The sequence below is a fragment of the Streptomyces sp. NPDC032721 genome, from assembly GCF_055579625.1.
Genome location: NZ_JBVIMX010000043.1, coordinates 10,506 through 25,227 on the forward strand (window position 1 = coordinate 10,506; position 14,722 = coordinate 25,227).

Annotated in this window: 15 protein-coding genes and 1 tRNA gene; 3 read left to right on the plus strand and 13 right to left on the minus strand. The window is 70.8% G+C overall.

The annotated features are described in order from the left end of the window. Nucleotides 1-149 precede the first annotated feature (149 nt). The gene (locus ACZ5PB_RS42345; RefSeq protein ID WP_468698968.1) at nt 150-797 is read right to left on the minus strand and encodes a hypothetical protein; all 648 of its coding nucleotides are present in this window, start codon (nt 795-797) and stop codon (nt 150-152) included. 47 nt (nt 798-844) lie between these two features. On the opposite strand from ACZ5PB_RS42345, the gene ACZ5PB_RS42350 reads away from it, so the two are divergent. Continuing rightward, on the plus strand, nt 845-1,033 hold the full coding sequence (locus ACZ5PB_RS42350; protein ID WP_468698969.1) for a DUF5703 family protein: 189 nt from the start codon (nt 845-847) through the stop codon (nt 1,031-1,033). A gap of 106 nt (nt 1,034-1,139) precedes the next feature. Here the strand turns inward: ACZ5PB_RS42350 and ACZ5PB_RS42355 are convergent, their stop codons facing one another. The 3 genes from ACZ5PB_RS42355 to ACZ5PB_RS42365 form a co-directional block, all read right to left on the minus strand. Next, on the minus strand, nt 1,140-1,880 hold the full coding sequence (locus ACZ5PB_RS42355; RefSeq protein ID WP_468698971.1) for a chaplin: 741 nt from the start codon (nt 1,878-1,880) through the stop codon (nt 1,140-1,142). Between the two features lie 145 nt (nt 1,881-2,025). Beyond that, a complete protein-coding gene (gene chpH, locus ACZ5PB_RS42360) occupies nt 2,026-2,259 on the minus strand; it encodes a chaplin ChpH (RefSeq protein ID WP_468698972.1) in 234 nt (77 codons plus the stop codon). Between the two features lie 166 nt (nt 2,260-2,425). Further along, on the minus strand, nt 2,426-3,757 hold the full coding sequence (locus ACZ5PB_RS42365) for a M20/M25/M40 family metallo-hydrolase (protein WP_468698974.1): 1,332 nt from the start codon (nt 3,755-3,757) through the stop codon (nt 2,426-2,428). A 206-nt stretch (nt 3,758-3,963) separates the two neighbouring features. Here ACZ5PB_RS42365 and ACZ5PB_RS42370 point away from each other — a divergent pair. After that, nucleotides 3,964-4,051: transfer RNA gene (locus ACZ5PB_RS42370), tRNA-Leu, on the plus strand. Between the two features lie 48 nt (nt 4,052-4,099). Here the strand turns inward: ACZ5PB_RS42370 and ACZ5PB_RS42375 are convergent. The 9 genes from ACZ5PB_RS42375 to ACZ5PB_RS42415 form a co-directional block, all read right to left on the minus strand. Continuing rightward, nucleotides 4,100-5,107, minus strand: coding sequence for an SIS domain-containing protein (locus tag ACZ5PB_RS42375; RefSeq protein ID WP_468698975.1), 1,008 nt, complete (start codon nt 5,105-5,107; stop codon nt 4,100-4,102). 194 nt (nt 5,108-5,301) lie between these two features. Continuing rightward, entirely contained in the window at nt 5,302-5,931 is a 630-nt protein-coding gene (locus ACZ5PB_RS42380; RefSeq protein WP_468698976.1) for an MBL fold metallo-hydrolase, read from the minus strand. Continuing rightward, nucleotides 5,931-7,016 (minus strand): S-(hydroxymethyl)mycothiol dehydrogenase, encoded by a 1,086-nt coding sequence (locus ACZ5PB_RS42385; protein WP_468698977.1) that lies wholly within the window; start codon nt 7,014-7,016, stop codon nt 5,931-5,933. Before ACZ5PB_RS42385 ends, ACZ5PB_RS42380 begins: the two co-directional genes overlap by 1 nt. Before the next feature lie 99 nt (nt 7,017-7,115). Then, nucleotides 7,116-8,603: an amino acid permease gene (locus ACZ5PB_RS42390; protein ID WP_468698979.1), complete on the minus strand. Its 1,488-nt coding sequence runs from the start codon at nt 8,601-8,603 to the stop codon at nt 7,116-7,118. Next, nucleotides 8,596-9,381: a FadR/GntR family transcriptional regulator gene (locus ACZ5PB_RS42395; RefSeq protein ID WP_468698980.1), complete on the minus strand. Its 786-nt coding sequence runs from the start codon at nt 9,379-9,381 to the stop codon at nt 8,596-8,598. Before ACZ5PB_RS42395 ends, ACZ5PB_RS42390 begins: the two co-directional genes overlap by 8 nt. Nucleotides 9,382-9,561: 180 nt before the next feature. Then, complete coding sequence (locus ACZ5PB_RS42400) at nt 9,562-10,209, minus strand: cytochrome b/b6 domain-containing protein (RefSeq protein WP_468698982.1); 648 nt, start codon at nt 10,207-10,209, stop codon at nt 9,562-9,564. Further along, nucleotides 10,151-10,969 (minus strand): molybdopterin-dependent oxidoreductase, encoded by an 819-nt coding sequence (locus ACZ5PB_RS42405; RefSeq protein WP_468698984.1) that lies wholly within the window; start codon nt 10,967-10,969, stop codon nt 10,151-10,153. Before ACZ5PB_RS42405 ends, ACZ5PB_RS42400 begins: the two co-directional genes overlap by 59 nt. A 93-nt stretch (nt 10,970-11,062) precedes the next feature. After that, nucleotides 11,063-12,691 (minus strand): APC family permease, encoded by a 1,629-nt coding sequence (locus tag ACZ5PB_RS42410; protein WP_468698985.1) that lies wholly within the window; start codon nt 12,689-12,691, stop codon nt 11,063-11,065. 165 nt (nt 12,692-12,856) lie between these two features. After that, nucleotides 12,857-13,807, minus strand: a complete 951-nt coding sequence (locus tag ACZ5PB_RS42415; RefSeq protein WP_468698986.1) for a hypothetical protein — start codon at nt 13,805-13,807, stop codon at nt 12,857-12,859. A gap of 232 nt (nt 13,808-14,039) precedes the next feature. On the opposite strand from ACZ5PB_RS42415, the gene ACZ5PB_RS42420 reads away from it, so the two are divergent. Then, complete coding sequence (locus ACZ5PB_RS42420) at nt 14,040-14,468, plus strand: ASCH domain-containing protein (RefSeq protein ID WP_468698989.1); 429 nt, start codon at nt 14,040-14,042, stop codon at nt 14,466-14,468. Nucleotides 14,469-14,722: the final 254 nt, after the last annotated feature.

A 14,722-nucleotide genomic window follows, 5' to 3' on the forward strand; every position in this document is an offset into this window, starting at 1 on the left:
GGTACCACTGGGTGGGGGGAGTTTTGGTTCCGGGCACGGGGGGGGGCGGGGGGGGGAGGGGGGGGGGGGGGGAGGGGGGGGGGGGGGGGGGGGGGGGAAAACCCCCCCCCCCCCCCCCCCTCCGCCGTGGAATCCGTGGCCCGGGCTGCTCAGACCTCTTCGAGGTCGTCCATCTCGTCGTCGTCGAAGACCGAGCTGACGTCGAAGCGGCACACGACGCTCTGCGGATCGGCGCCGTCGAAGGGGGAGTTGAGCCACTCCCCCGGATCCGGCAGCTCCTCCACTGCGGCGACCCACAGTGTGGAGTCGCCCTCCTCCAGGCCGAACTCCTTGTGCCGGGAGGCGATTTCATCGGGCTCGTACTCCCCAAAGAGCACCCCGAGCGCCGCCTGCACGCTGCTGCCGACGACTCCGGCGGAGGCGGGCAGTCCGTTGCTCGTGCCGACGTCCGGGTCGAGGTCGGCGATCCGCTGCGCCTGGGCGAGCAGTCGCTGCGGCTGGGCCACCGCGTAGTCGCGCCGGATCAGCACGCTGAGCGCGTCCAGTGGCCCGGTGTGGGCCGGGAAGGAGGTCTCGGGGCTGGGGATCTCGAAGGGGGTGACCTCGTCGTAGCGCTCGTAGAGCAGCTCGTCGTAGTCCTCCGCGGCAGCGGCCAGTTCGTTGAAGGCGTCGTAGACGGCGGGGTCGTCGTCTCCGGAACGGCGCTCGACCGCCTCAAGGTGGCGGTCCAGCGCGGCTTTTACCGCCTCGGCGGCGGCGCGTACCTCGGCAGCGGTGGGCTGAGCGGCATCAGACATAGTGCAGACGCTATCCGTAGAGGACCTCTGCCCGCACAATAGATGCGATGCCGGAATACGAATTTGTCGACGTGTACGTCCCGCGCGGGGTCTCCCGCAAGGATGCGACGCGTCTGCTGACCGACCACGCCGAGTACGGACACTGGGAGCTGGACCGACTGATCCTGCGCCACGACGGGAGCCGCCGGGTGCGGCTGCGCAGGCGGATCATCCGCCAGCTGCGCGCCACCTGGTGACCTGACCGCGCTCGTGGCCCGGGCACTTCACGGAGCTTGCCCCGCGACCACGGGGCCCGCTCCGTGAAGTGCTTCGTGCTGCTGTGCCGTGATTCCGGTGAGTCCGTTACGCCGCCGAACGGGCCCGGCGGTAGAGCACGGCGCCCGCGAGGAGCAGGCCCGCGCCCGCGGGGATCACGGTGCCGAGCGAGCCGGACGCACCGGTCTGCGCGAGCAGCTCGGTGCCCCTGGGCTGGGTGACGGCCTGCGTCCGCGGGGTGTTCGGGATCGCGCGGGTGGGCGGCTCGTCGGGCGTCGGGACGGGCGGCTCGTCGGGCACGACCGGGGTGACCGGGGTGACCGGGCGCGGCGGCTCGTCGGGGGTGGCCGGAACGCTCGGTCCTGACTGGTTGACGCAGTCGTTGCCCATGGCCGGGTTGAGCAGTCCGACGACGCTGACGCCGTTGCCGCACGCGTTCACCGGGATGTGGACCGGCACCTTGATGTTGTTGCCGGAGGCGACTCCGGGCGAGTGGCTGGTGTCACCCCCGGCGGACGCCCCGCCGCCGGTGCTGGTGCCGGGGCCGGTCTGTCCCTGACCGGGAGCGGCCGGCTTGGCGGCACCGGACTTGTTGGCGCAGGCGTTACCCATCGCCGGATTGAGCAGCCCGACGACATTGACGGTGTTGCCGCACGCGTTGACCGGGACGTCGATCGGGACCTGCACCGAGTTGCCGGACAGTACGCCCGGCGAGTGCGATGCGGTGCCGTCCGCACCCGAGTCGGCGTGCGCGTGACCGCCGCTCAGCGCGAGCACGCCACCGGCGGCCGCGAAGGTGATCAGACCCTTTTTGGTGACCTGACGCATGGGATCGTTCCCCTGTCTCTGCCTTCCGGGATGCCCGCGGACGTCATTGTCCGCGGGCCGAAATACCGGAGCGGCCCCGGAGTGCATGGCGCGCACTCCGGGGCCGCCCGGGAATTCAGACCCTCAAGGGGTCATACACACAGCGTCACTTGTTGATGCAGGTGTTGCCGAAGGTGGGGTTCAGCAGACCGATCACGGAGACCGTGTTGCCGCACGCGTTCACCGGCACGTGGATCGGGGCCTGAACGACGTTGCCCGAGAGCACGCCCGGGGAGTTCAGCGCAGCACCCTGGGCACCCGAATCGGCGACAGCCATGCCCGCGCCAGCGAGAACGAGGCCACCAGTGGCAGCCGCAGCAGCGACGACCTTCTTGATCATTGTTCCTCCTAGTTGGAAAGTGCGATCCCAGCCGCGGACCGCACCACCTGTAACGAAGAGAAACCGGCGGGGCTACGACCCGATCCCCGTATTCACTCTTTTCATTCAAGTAGCACGTACGGGCGATTAGTTGGGCAATACGTTTCCGCGACCCCCGCCCCGGGCATCAGCAGGCGTCGATGAAGCGGTCCAGTACGCGTGCGCCGAACTTGAGCCCCTCGGTGGGCACCCGCTCGTCGACGCCGTGGAACATGCCCGCGAAGTCCAGCTCGGGCGGCAGCTGGAGCGGTGCGAAGCCGAAGCAGCGGATGCCGAGGTCGTCGAAGTGCTTGGCGTCGGTGCCGCCGGAGAGCATGTACGGGATGGCGCGGGCGATCGGGTCCTCGGCGCGCAGCGCGAGCTGCATCGCGTCGACCAGCTTGCCGTCGAAGTCGGTCTCCAGCGCCTTGTCGCGGTGCGAGCGCTCCTCGTCGATCTTCACCCGGGGGCCGAGGATGCGGGCGAGGTCGGCGTGGAACTCCTCCTCGTACCCGGGCAGGAAGCGGCCGTCGACCTGGGCGCTGGCATCGCCGGGGATGACGTTCACCTTGTAGCCCGCTTCGAGCATGGTGGGCGCGGCGGAGTTGCGCAGGGTCGGCCCGATCATCTTGGCGATGCCGCCCAGCTTGGCCAGGGTCTCGTCCATGTTGTCCGGGTCGAGCTCGGTGCCCAGCGCGTCGGAGAGCTCGTCGAGGAAGGAGCGCACCGTCTTGGTGACGCGCACCGGCCACTCGTAACGGCCGAGCCGTCCCACCGCCTCGCAGAGCTCGGTGATGGCGTTGTCCTTGTTGGTCATCGAACCGTGGCCCGCGGTGCCCTCCACCGTGAGCCGCATCCAGTTCATACCCTTCTGCGCGGTCTCCACCAGGTAGAGGCGCAGCTTCTCGTTGACCGTGAAGGAGAAGCCGCCGACCTCGCCGATGGCCTCGGTGACGCCCTCGAAGAGGTCGGGGTGCTTGTCGACGAGGTACCGGGCGCCGTAGGTGCCGCCGGCCTCCTCGTCGGCGAGGAACGCCAGCACGATGTCACGCGGGGGCTTGCGGCCCGAGCGCAGCCGGTCGCGTACGACCGCGAGGGTCATCGCGTCCATGTCCTTCATGTCGACCGCGCCCCGGCCCCAGAGGCAGCCGTCGGCGATCTCGCCGGAGAACGGGTCGTGGGTCCAGTCCGCCGCGTTGGCCGGTACGACGTCGGTGTGGCCGTGGATGAGGAGCGCGGGCCGCGAGCGGTCCTCGCCCTCGATGCGGGCCACCGTCGAGGCCCGTCCGGGGTGGGACTCGATGATCTTCGGTTCGAGGCCGACCTCGGCCAGCTTCTCCGCCACGTACTCGGCGGCCTTGCGCTCCCCCGGCCCGGAGTGGTCGCCGTAGTTGCTGGTGTCGATGCGGATGAGATCCCGGCAGAGGTCGACGACCTCGTCCTCGCCGGTCACCTTCCGGGTGGTGTTCGACTCGCTCACGCTGCTTCCTCCCACTGCGTTGCTGGTGGTCCCCTCCATCCTCTCGCCCGCAGCTCCGCCGCCCAAGGGGGGCCCACCTGCGCAATACGCCGTTCATGCAGGTGGGAGGCCGGATCGGGGGTGGTGATCGGGCACCCCGAACCCCTGGTATTGTTTTCCACGTCGGAACGGGACAGCGCGAAACAGTCCCGAACCACACACACCTTGTCCGGGTGGCGGAATGGCAGACGCGCTAGCTTGAGGTGCTAGTGCCCTTTATCGGGCGTGGGGGTTCAAGTCCCCCCTCGGACACCAGCGAAGGCCCCAGTTCTCGAACTGGGGCCTTCTGCGTTGCCCGTACGGTTACGGGGCCTCCGGGCCGCCCGCCTCCCACAGCGCGGACTCCGCCCAGGCGCCGACGATCGCCACGTCCGGGTCTTGGTGGCGCAGGACGGCGAAGCGTTCGGCGAGGAGCTGGAGGCGGACGGTCAGCGGGATCTGGGCCAGGACCGGGGGCAGGGCGGGGGCGCCCGGGTGTGCGGCCAGGGTGGTGACGGGGACGGCTTCGCGGGCCGCCGCCCTGCCCAGGGCTCCGGTCAGGCCGTCAACGTCCGAGGCGGGTTCGAGGACCAGCAGCCCGTCGGCGGCGGTGAGCGGGACGGCCGCGCCGTGCAGGAAGCGGTCCGACTCGAAGCCCTCGGCGAGCATCCGGGCCGCCTCGCGGATCTTGAGGGCGCCTTCCCGGGCGGTGACGCCCCAGGGGCCGCAGCCGATCAGGGCGAGGCTGCGGGAGGGGAAGGGGACCGCGTCGAGGGCGGGGTCGGCGCAGACGGCGCGTACCGCTTCGGCGGCGCTGTGGAGCTGGCCCGGGGATCCTTCCGGGGCCCCGAGGTGGTGGGCGACGCGGGCGAGTACGCCGAGGGCCGAGGTGTAGCTGACGGTGTAGGTCTCGGACTCCTCGGGGACGACGGTCTCGACGGCCTCGGGCCAGCCCCGGTCCCGGCCGGTGACCGAGACCACCGGGAGACCGGCCGCGAGGGCCGCCGCACGGGTCCTCGCCGCGTACGCGGTCTCGGCGGTGTGGGTGATGACGAGGAGGGTGTCGCCCTCGCGCGGGGCCGCGGCCCAGCGGGCGGCGTGGGCGCCGGAGTGCCAGCGGGCGTCGAGGCCGGCCTGTTCCAGAAGGTGGGCGCCGAGTTCGGCGGCGTGCTGGCTGGTTCCCGTACCGACGAGGATGACGCGGCGGGCCGTGGCGAGGCGGTCGGCCGCCGCGGAGACGTCCTGGGCCGCGACGCGGTCGAGGGCGTCGGCCTGGGTGTGGATCATGCGGAGGAGGGCGGTGCCGGTGGGTGTGGCGGGGCTCGTGGGCATGGGGGTGCGTTCTCCGGATGGCTGGCGGGGTGGCTCGTGGGGTGGTTCGTGGGGTGGCTGGCGTCAACTGCCTCTTGATTCTTCGGAGTTGCGGAATCCGTTGTCAAGGGTTGGAGGGGCTACGGATTTCGTTGAATGGCGACGGCCCCGCAGTGGAGACTGCGGGGCCGTCGTCGTCGGGGTTTCCTGGTCGGTCAGTGGCCCCTGGCGATCCACTCGTCGAGGTGGGGTGCCTCGGCGCCGATGGTGGTCGGGTCGCCGTGGCCGGTGCGTACGGACGTCTCCGCGGGGAGCGTCAGCAGGTGGTCGCGGATCGAGTCGACGATCGTCGGGAAGTGGGAGAAGGAGCGGCCCGTCGCGCCGGGACCGCCCTGGAAGAGGGTGTCGCCGGTGAAGACGGTGGCGAGGTCCTCGGCGTAGAGGCAGACGGCGCCCGGGGCATGGCCGGGGGTGTGCAGGACCTTCAGCGTCGTACCGGCGACGGAGATTTCCTGGCCGTCGGTCAGGGGGCCGTCGGGGGCGCGGTCCGGGTGGGTCTGCTTCCAGAGGGGGAGGTCGTCCTCGTGGAGCAGGATCGGGGCGCCGGTGGCGTCGGCGAGGGCCGGGGCCGCGTCGATGTGGTCGTTGTGGGCGTGGGTGCAGACGATGGCGCGCAGGGTGCGTCCGGCGAGTGCGGCCAGGATGGCGTCGGCGTCGTGGGCGGCGTCGATGACGATCGCCTCGGTGTCGTCGCCGACGATCCAGACGTTGTTGTCGACGTCCCAGGTGCCGCCGTCGAGGGAGAAGGTGCCCGAGGTGGTGAGGTGGTCGGTGCGGGCGGCCATCAGAAGGTCACCACCGAGCGCAGGACGTCGCCCTCGTGCATGCGCGCGAAGGCCTTCTCGATGTCGTCGATGCCGATGGTCTCGGTGACGAAGGCGGCCAGGTCGATACGGCCCTGCTGGTGCAGGTCGACGAGCATGGGGAAGTCCCGCGAGGGCAGGCAGTCGCCGTACCAGGAGGACTTGAGCGCGCCGCCCCGGCCGAAGACGTCGAGGAGGGGCAGTTCGAGCTGCATCTCGGGGGTGGGGACGCCGACCAGGACGACGGTGCCGGCCAGGTCGCGGGCGTAGAAGGCCTGCTTGTACGTCTCGGGGCGGCCGACCGCCTCGATGACGACGTCGGCGCCGTTGCCGTCGGTGAGGGCGCGGATGGCCTCGACGGGGTCGCCGGAGCGGGAGTTGACCGTGTGGGTGGCGCCCATGTTCTTGGCGGTCGCCAGCTTGCGGTCGTCGATGTCGACGGCGATGATCTTCGACGCTCCGGCGAGGCGGGCGCCGACGATCGCGGCGTCGCCCACTCCCCCGCAGCCGATGACGGCGACCGAGTCGCCCCGGCCGACGTTGCCGGTGTTGATGGCGGCGCCGATGCCCGCCATGACGCCGCAGCCGAGGAGGCCCGCGACGGCCGGGGAGACCGCGGGGTCGACCTTGGTGCACTGTCCGGCGGCGACCAGGGTCTTCTCGGCGAAGGCGCCGATGCCCAGGGCCGGGGAGAGTTCGGTGCCGTCGAGCAGGGTCATCTTCTGCTTGGCGTTGTGGGTGTCGAAGCAGTACTGCGGGCGTCCGCGCAGACAGGCCCGGCACTGGCCGCACACCGCGCGCCAGTTGAGGATCACGAAGTCGCCGACCGCGACGTCGGTGACGCCCTCGCCGGTGGACTCGACGATTCCCGCCGCCTCGTGGCCGAGGAGGAAGGGGAAGTCGTCGTTGATGCCGCCCTGCTTGTAGTGCAGGTCAGTGTGGCACACGCCACAGGCCTGGATCTTCACGACGGCCTCGCCGGGCCCGGGGTCCGGGATGACGATGGTCTCGACGCGTACCGGCTCGTTCTTGCCCGGGGCGATGACCCCGCGTACCTGCTGCGACATGCGCTGACTTCCTTCCGGATCACGAATGCGTACGACGATACGCGCGTCGGGCGCCCCCCCGGAGAGGGGCGGCCGACGGTGCTGCGAAGGGGGGTGCGGTCAGCTCTTCTGGGTCGGGATGCCGTCCGTCGTCGCGCGCTCCGCGGCGATCGTGGCCACCCGGCCGCGGACCACGAACCAGCCGCCGACGAGGGCCGCCGCGATGATCGGCAGGCAGTAGACCGTGGTCCGGCCGACTCCGCCGCCGTACCACATCAGGAAGACCACGATCGCGAGGAAGACGAGCGTGACGATCTGGGTGTACGGGGCCCAGGGCAACTTGTAGCTCGGCCGGCTGAGCAGGCCTTCCTTGGAGCGGCGGTAGAACAGCAGCGAGCAGATCATGATCATCGCCCAGGTGCCGAGGATGCCGATCGAGGCGAAGTTGAGCACGATCTCGAAGGCGTCGTCGGGGACCACGAAGTTCAGGGCGACGCCCAGGACGCCGAAGCCCGCGGTGAGCAGGATGCCGCCGTAGGGGACCTGGCCCTTGTTCATCAGGCCGGTGAACTTGGGGGCGGAGCCCGCCAGGGACATCGAGCGCAGGATGCGGCCGGTCGAGTAGAGCCCGGAGTTGAGGCTGGAGAGGGCTGCGGTGAGGACGACCAGGTTCATCACGCCCGCGGCGCCCGGGACGCCGATCTTGTCCATGACCGTGACGAACGGGCTCTGCTTGTCGGTGTACGCGGTGTACGGGAGGATCAGCGCGAGGAGCACGACCGAGCCGACGTAGAAGACGCCGACGCGCCACATGATCGAGTTGATCGCCTTCGGCATGATCTTCTCGGGCTCCTTGGTCTCGCCCGCGGCGACGCCGCACAGCTCGACCGAGGCGTACGCGAAGACGACGCCCTGCACGACCAGCAGCATCGGCAGCATGCCCATCGGGAAGATGCCGCCGCTGTCGGAGATGGTGGAGAAGCCAGGGGTGTGGCCGTCGACCGGGGTCTGGGTGACCACCAGGTAGATGCCGATCAGCATGAAGACGACCAGTGCGGCCACCTTGATGATCGCGAACCAGAACTCCATCTCGCCGAAGTACTTCACCGAGATGAGGTTGGCGGTGAGGACGACGGCCAGGGCGATCAGGGCGAGGATCCACTGCGGTACGTCGCTGAACATGGCCCAGAAGTGGGCGTAGGTCGCGGCGGCCGTGATGTCGGCGACGGCGGTGGTCGACCAGTTCAGGAAGTACAGCCAGCCCGCCGCGAAGGCACCCTTCTCGCCCATGAACTCACGGGCGTAGCTGACGAACGCGCCCGAGGACGGGCGGTAGAGGACCAGCTCGCCCAGTGCGCGTACGACGAAGAACGCGAAGACGCCGCAGACGGCGTACGCGATGGCCAGGGAGGGGCCCGCGCCGGCCAGCCGGCCGCCGGCGCCGAGGAACAGGCCGGTGCCGATGGCGCCACCGATGGCGATCATGTTGATGTGGCGGGACTTGAGGTCCTTGCTGTAGCCCTCGTCACCCGCGTCGACGTGCTGCGACGTCGGGGGCGGGGACGGCGGGGCAGGCTGAACTGCCGCAGTGCTGGTGCGGTCACTCATGTAGCGCTTCGCCTTCGTGTGGGGGATGTGCGGTCCCGGGGCGCACGATCGATCGCAGGGCGGTCTCGACGAGTTCGAGGTGGGCGGCCATGGCGTGCACGGCTGCCCCCTCGGACCCCTCGACGATCGCTTCGACCAGGGCCCGGTGCTCGATGTCCGACTGGCGTCGCCGGTCACCGAGTTGGTTCAGGAAGGTGGACTGCCGCGCGAGGGCGTCCCGTATCTCCTCGATGATCTTGCTGAAGACGGGGTTGCCCGAGGCCCGGGCGACGGTGAGGTGGAACATCGAGTCCAGGGCCACCCAGGCGGTGGGATCCGTCTCGCGTTCCATGCTCGCGATCAGCGTGAGGAGATGATCGATGTCGTCCTGGGTGCGGCGTCCAGCAGCGTACCCCGCCACGGGGATCTCCACGTGACGGCGTACTTCCAGCAGGTCACGGGCCGAGTACGAGCCGAAGACCGGGTTGTGCGTCGGGCCCGCGGACTCGACGTACGTGCCCTTTCCTGCGCGTGACACCGTGAGGCCCAGGGCCTGGAGGGTGCGCAGCGCCTCGCGGACGACGGAGCGGCTGACCGCGAAGTGCCGGCCGAGCTCCGCCTCGGTGGGGAGCTTGTCGCCCACGGCCAGTTCGCCGGACCCGATGGCATCGCGCAGGTGCGTGAGGACGACATCGGTCGCGCTCACGCGTCGCGGGATGCCGGGGGTGCCCTGATTCCCTGCGGAACCATGGGGTCCGTCGGGGCTCGCGGGGCTTGTCCGGCTGTCTGACAAGGCCATGCGGAGAATGCTCGGGCGTGGCTACTGGTGCGTCAAGAGTGAACGGTGGGGAAACAGCGCGCTGAGGAATTCCTCACACGTCGTAATCGTTACGGGCGCAGCGGGTATGGAGAAACCCTTATTTGGGGCATTGGTCGCGTAACGGGCGCGGCATCGTACGCAGAGGGTGACCGGTGCCTGCTACGGGCGCCAGTGCGGGTGTTCGTCCTCGGCCCACGCCCGGTCGACCGATCCCGTGCGCATGCCGACGCGGGATTCCGGGTGGGTGAACGCCATCCACAGGTGTCCGGCGATGACGACGCCCATCGTCAGGGCGAGCCAGTCGTGAACGAAGGTGGCACTGGTGCGCCAGGCGAGCGGGGTGAGGTGGGTGAACCACATCAGCAGGCCGGTGCCGAGCATGACCAGGGCGGCGCCCGCGATCCAGCCCGCGTACAGCTTCTGGCCCGCGTTGAACTTCCCCGCCGGGCGGACGAACTGCCTTCGGCGGACGGCCCGCAGCCAGTCCCTGTCGTACGGGGTGAAGCGGCCGAGCAGCGAGAGGTCGGCGCGGAAGGCCCGGGAGAGCAGGCCCAGGAGGTACGGGGCCGGGATCAGCACGCCGGTCCAGATGTGCACGGTGACCACCAGGTGGCGGCGGCCCACCAGTTCCGCGAGGAAGGGCAGGTAGAGGCAGGCTGCCGTGCCGACGCAGGTGAGGGTGAGCCAGGCGGTGGCGCGGTGGACGTGGCGTTCGGCGCGGCTGAACCTCCGTACCCGGGCAGGGAGTTCAGACGGTGGGGGTGTCGGTGCGTCCGTTGGACCTGCCGACCCAGGCGTCGATGTCATAGCCGCGTTCCTCCCAGTAGCCGGGGACGACCCGGTCCGTGACCGTGATGCCCGAGAGCCACTTGGCCGATTTGTAGAAGTACATGGGTGCGACGTACAGCCGCACCGGGCCGCCGTGGGAATGGGTGACGTCCTTGTCCTGCATCCTGAGCGCCACCAGCACGTCCTGGCGGCCCGCCTGCTGGAGCGTGAGGCTCTCGCTGTACGTGCCGTCGAAGCAGGTGAAGCGGATCGCGCGGGCGGTGTCCTTGCGGACTCCGGCGAGGTCCAGCAGGTGTGACAGCCGTACGCCCTCGAAGGGGGTTTCCGGCACCCGCCACCCGGTGACGCACTGGACGTCGCGGACGATCCGCGTCTGCGGCAGCGCGCGGAGCTGCGCCAGGGTGTACGCGGCGGGGCGGTCGACCAGTCCGTCGACGGTGAGCCGGTAGTTCTCCGGGGTCTTCTTCGGGACGGACGAGGCGACCGAGTAGTAGCGGAAGCCGCCGCTGCCGGGGAGCAGGCCGGTGATCCCGGTGGGGTCCTTGCCCGCCGCGGCGCCGAGGAAGGAGTCGATGCCGCGCTGGACGTACGGGGCCGCGGCGACGCCCGCCGCGCCGAGGCCGAGCATCCCGAGGACGAGGCGGCGGCCGACGGGGGCGCCGCGTGGGGGGTCGGCGGGGGCGGGCCCGGGGCCGACAGCGGCCGGTCCTTCGGGGCCGGGGGCGTGCGGTGGTCCGTCCGGGGGCGGGGTTCGAGGGGTGGGGGCTTCAGGGGTCACACGGATGATTCGAGCACTCGCGGCCGCCGGGAGAAAGGGGCCGCGAGTGCTCGTCAGGGTTTCGTCACATCTGCCGCGGGGGCCGGGCTGCGGTCAGCCGCGTGCCGCCGCCGACTCGGACGCCGCCTTGTCCAGCTGGAACGCCTCGTTGCCGAGCCCGATCCGGGCGTGCACCGCGGGCTTGCGGGAGCGCAGCACCAGGCCGAAGAGGATGCCGCCGATCAGGGTGAGGCCGATGACGCTCGGCAGGATCCAGCTCAGGGCGGAGCCGGGGCCCGCGCCCACCAGGACGTCGAAGTCCTTGACCGTGAAGACGGTGATGACGGTCAGGGCGATGCCCGCGATGCCGGAGGCGATCAGCCGGCCGGCCTGGGCACGCGCGGCTCCGCGCCGTACGAAGAAGGCGATCACGGCGAAGGACGCGATGGCCATCAGCACCATCACGCCGAGTGCGCCGATGTTGCCCATCCAGGTGAAGAGGTGCAGCACCGGGACGGTGGGATCGCCGTTCGGCTTGTCGTCGGTGAACGCGAAGACGGCGACGATCACCAGCGAGAGAGCGGTCTGCAGGAGCGATCCGGTGGCGGGGGCGCCGCTGGACTTGTTGGTGCGGCCGAAGGCGGCGGGCAGCAGTCCCTCGCGGCCCATCGCGAAGGCGTAGCGGGCGACGACGTTGTGGAAGCTGAGCAGCGCCGCGATCATTCCGGTCACGTACAGCACGTGCAGGACGTCGTTGTAGGTGGAACCGAGCCGGGACTCGGTGAGCGAGAAGAGCAGACCGGGGCCTTGCTCCTTGGCCGCGTCGACGACGTTGCCGGGGCCCGCGGCGACCGACATCGCCCAGGAGCTGACGGCGAGGAAGACGACACCGGCACCGACCGCCAGGAACATGACACGCCGTACGACGATCTGGGGGCGGGCGGTCTCCTCCGCGTACACCGGTGCCTGCTCGAAGCCGACGAAGGCGGCGATGCAGAAGCACAGGGCGGTGCCGAGGCCGGCGCCGGTGAGGGTGTCGGGGTTGAAGGCCTCGAAGGACAGGCCCTCGGGGCCCGGGGAGGCTATCGCGGCGACATCGAAGATCACGACGAGGATGCACTCGATGACCAGCAGCACGCCGAGGACCTTGGCGCTGAGGTCGATCTTGAGCCAGCCGAGGAGGCCGATGCCCACCACCGAGACGACCGCGATCACCCACCAAGAGACCTGGAGACCGAGGTAGGTGGAGAAGAGCCCGGACACCTCGAAGCCGAGGATGCCGAAGATGCCGACCTGCATGGCGCTGTACGCGACGAGGGCGACCATCGAGGCACCGGCGCCGACGGTCGGGCCGAGGCCCCGGGCGATGTACGCGTAGAACGCGCCCGCGTTGTGGACGTGCCGGCTCATCTCGGAGTAGCCGAGGCTGAAGAGCAGCAGGATCGCGCCGATGATGACGTACAGCAGGGGCTGGCCGACCACGCCCATCACACCGAAGAGGGTGGGCATGACGCCGGCGACGGTCATCAGGATGGCGCTGGCCGCGAGGACGGAGAGCAGCAGGCCGCCGGTGCTGAGGCGGTCGGCGCGCAGGGCTCCCTCCTCGCCCTTGTAGGTGTTGATGCCGCCCGGCGCGGCGCTGCCGTCGCTGCCGACGCCGCCGTTCCTGCCGTTCCTGCCGTTCCTGCCGTTCCTGCCGTCTCTGCCGTCTCTGCTGCTCGTGGTCGAACTGCCCGTCGACATCGCGGGGTTGTCCCTTCGGTGGATGGTGGGGTGGAAGGTGTCCGGGCACGCCGTCGGTCGTGCGGCGGGCGCGGGGCGTGCCTCGGTGTCAGGTGTCGCCCGGGGTGCGGCGTCGGGTGCGGCCCCGGGTGCCGCGTCGGGTGCCGCGTCGGGTGCCGTGTCGGGTCATCCGTCGCCCAGGGCGGCGCTGCGGGCGGCGCGGAACGCTTGGTACGGGTCCCGGTCGGGGTAGCACCAGGGGGCCGCGGTGCGGTGCGGGCCGATCCGGTGGAACAGGGCGGCGGCCTCCGCGGTGCGTCCCTCGCAGTGTTTCGCGTGGGCCAGGAAGTTGAGGTCGATGCGGGAGCGCGGGTGCTCCTCGTGCTCCCACTCCAGCCACCAGTCGAAGGCCGCCTTCATCACCTGGCGGGCCCGGCGCCCGGTCCAGTGGCCGGACTGCGCGGGGTCGGGCGGGATCTGGCCCGCGACGGCCAGGACGCGGTAGCGCTCGGCGTGCGCGACGACCGGCAGGATCGCCAACGGCGAGTCCGCCGGGGCCTGTTCGGCGGCCCACGACGCGAAGTCGTACACCTCGTGGAGGGGGTCCTGCCCTATGTCGGGGCGACGCTCCGCGAGCCGGGCGATGATCAGGTGGTGGGCGTGGTGGTGTTCCGGGTGGCGGGCCCTGACCTGGTCGTACAGCTGGGTGACCTCTTCCTCGGTGCCGAGGTGGCGGGCGAGGAGAAGCAGGGCGAGCCATGGGGAGGGGTCCTGCGGGTACCGCTCGGCGGCCGTCCGGCAGGCCTTGCGGGCCCGGTCAGGGCAGCCCTTGCCGACCAGGGCGCGCTGGACTTCCGCGCAGGCCAGGAGGGCTGCGGCGTCGGCGCTCTCGGGTTCGGCGAGCAGCCAGTCCTGGGTCCAGGCGTGGGTGCCCTTGGGCTCGGCGAGCACCAGGAGGCGGTGCCCCCTGCGGTCCCACGCGTCGCCGGTGCGGGCGAGCAGGGTACGGACGGCGGTCCAGCGGCCCTGGGCCAACTGGTCGCGTACGTCGATGAGTTCGGCGTCGTCGAGGGCGGGGTCCGGCGGCTGCTCACCGCGACGACGGGAGCGGCCGAGGAGCGGCGGAGGTGGGGCCATCCGCGGGGTACCTCCACGGCGCGACGAGCCAGCGTTTGATCACGCACAGCAAAGCGGTAGGGGCGGCTCCGCGTCAAGGGGCGACGGATTTTGGTCTATGCCAACTGGTCGTTCCTGCGGCGCAGTTGACGCTGGCGCGGGTGGGATTACCGCTGGTGGGGTGGGGTTTGGGGGATAAAGTGGCGGGATGAACGACGAGTTGAGGGCCGAGGGTACGGATTCGACGAGGGGGATGGCCACGCGGCCGGCGTTGCCGCCGTTCATGCTCGCGCGTCCGGGCCCGCTGCGCGACCGGCTGGTCGCCGCGGTGCTGGCGGGCGAGAAGGTGACCACCTCCAGCCTGCTGTGCGAGTTCGAGAAGGAGGACGAGGAACTCCCCCCGGTCGGCGAACTCGCCGCCCTGATCGACTCGGCCGGGCGCGAGGTGGCGGTCGTGGAGACGACGGAGGTACGGGTGGTGCGCCTGGGCGACATCGACCTCCAGTTCGCCCTCGACGAGGGCGAGGGGTACGGGTCACTGGCGGAGTGGCGCGCCAGGCACGAGGAGTTCTGGGGGCGGGAGGAGATGCGGGAGGCGATGGGGGACCCGGACTTCTCGGTGGACGACGAGACGATGGTGGTGACGGAGAGGTTCAGGGTGGTGGGGGTGTTGGAGGAGTAGGCCGGGGCCGGGTCGCACCCGTGCGGCGGGCGGAGGGCGCCTTCCCGTTGCGCTGAATCTGCGACGGAACCCGGGCGGCGCCCGGACGGTTGGGCGGCGTCGCGCCTGCGGCGGGCCGATGCCCCTCCCCGCCCCTTCCCTAAACCGCTCCGCGGGGCCGGGGGTTCGCATGCGCGGGTCGAGTGTGGTTGCTCGCGCAGTTCCCCGCGCCCCCAAAGCCCAAGACTCCGGAGAGCAGGGAAATGCGTGGCCAC

Excerpts from the sequence above, each read along its gene's own strand:
- ACZ5PB_RS42345 (WP_468698968.1), bottom strand. The coding sequence starts at position 797 with ATGTCTGATGCCGCTCAGCCCACCGCTGCCGAGGTACGCGCCGCCGCC.
- ACZ5PB_RS42350 (WP_468698969.1), top strand. The coding sequence starts at position 845 with ATGCCGGAATACGAATTTGTCGACGTGTACGTCCCGCGCGGGGTCTCC.
- ACZ5PB_RS42355 (WP_468698971.1), bottom strand. The coding sequence starts at position 1,880 with ATGCGTCAGGTCACCAAAAAGGGTCTGATCACCTTCGCGGCCGCCGGT.
- chpH (WP_468698972.1), bottom strand. The coding sequence starts at position 2,259 with ATGATCAAGAAGGTCGTCGCTGCTGCGGCTGCCACTGGTGGCCTCGTT.
- ACZ5PB_RS42375 (WP_468698975.1), bottom strand. The coding sequence starts at position 5,107 with ATGCCCACGAGCCCCGCCACACCCACCGGCACCGCCCTCCTCCGCATG.
- ACZ5PB_RS42380 (WP_468698976.1), bottom strand. The coding sequence starts at position 5,931 with ATGGCCGCCCGCACCGACCACCTCACCACCTCGGGCACCTTCTCCCTC.
- ACZ5PB_RS42385 (WP_468698977.1), bottom strand. The coding sequence starts at position 7,016 with ATGTCGCAGCAGGTACGCGGGGTCATCGCCCCGGGCAAGAACGAGCCG.
- ACZ5PB_RS42390 (WP_468698979.1), bottom strand. The coding sequence starts at position 8,603 with ATGAGTGACCGCACCAGCACTGCGGCAGTTCAGCCTGCCCCGCCGTCC.
- ACZ5PB_RS42395 (WP_468698980.1), bottom strand. The coding sequence starts at position 9,381 with ATGGCCTTGTCAGACAGCCGGACAAGCCCCGCGAGCCCCGACGGACCC.
- ACZ5PB_RS42400 (WP_468698982.1), bottom strand. The coding sequence starts at position 10,209 with ATGACATCGACGCCTGGGTCGGCAGGTCCAACGGACGCACCGACACCC.
- ACZ5PB_RS42410 (WP_468698985.1), bottom strand. The coding sequence starts at position 12,691 with ATGTCGACGGGCAGTTCGACCACGAGCAGCAGAGACGGCAGAGACGGC.
- ACZ5PB_RS42415 (WP_468698986.1), bottom strand. The coding sequence starts at position 13,807 with ATGGCCCCACCTCCGCCGCTCCTCGGCCGCTCCCGTCGTCGCGGTGAG.
- ACZ5PB_RS42420 (WP_468698989.1), top strand. The coding sequence starts at position 14,040 with ATGGCCACGCGGCCGGCGTTGCCGCCGTTCATGCTCGCGCGTCCGGGC.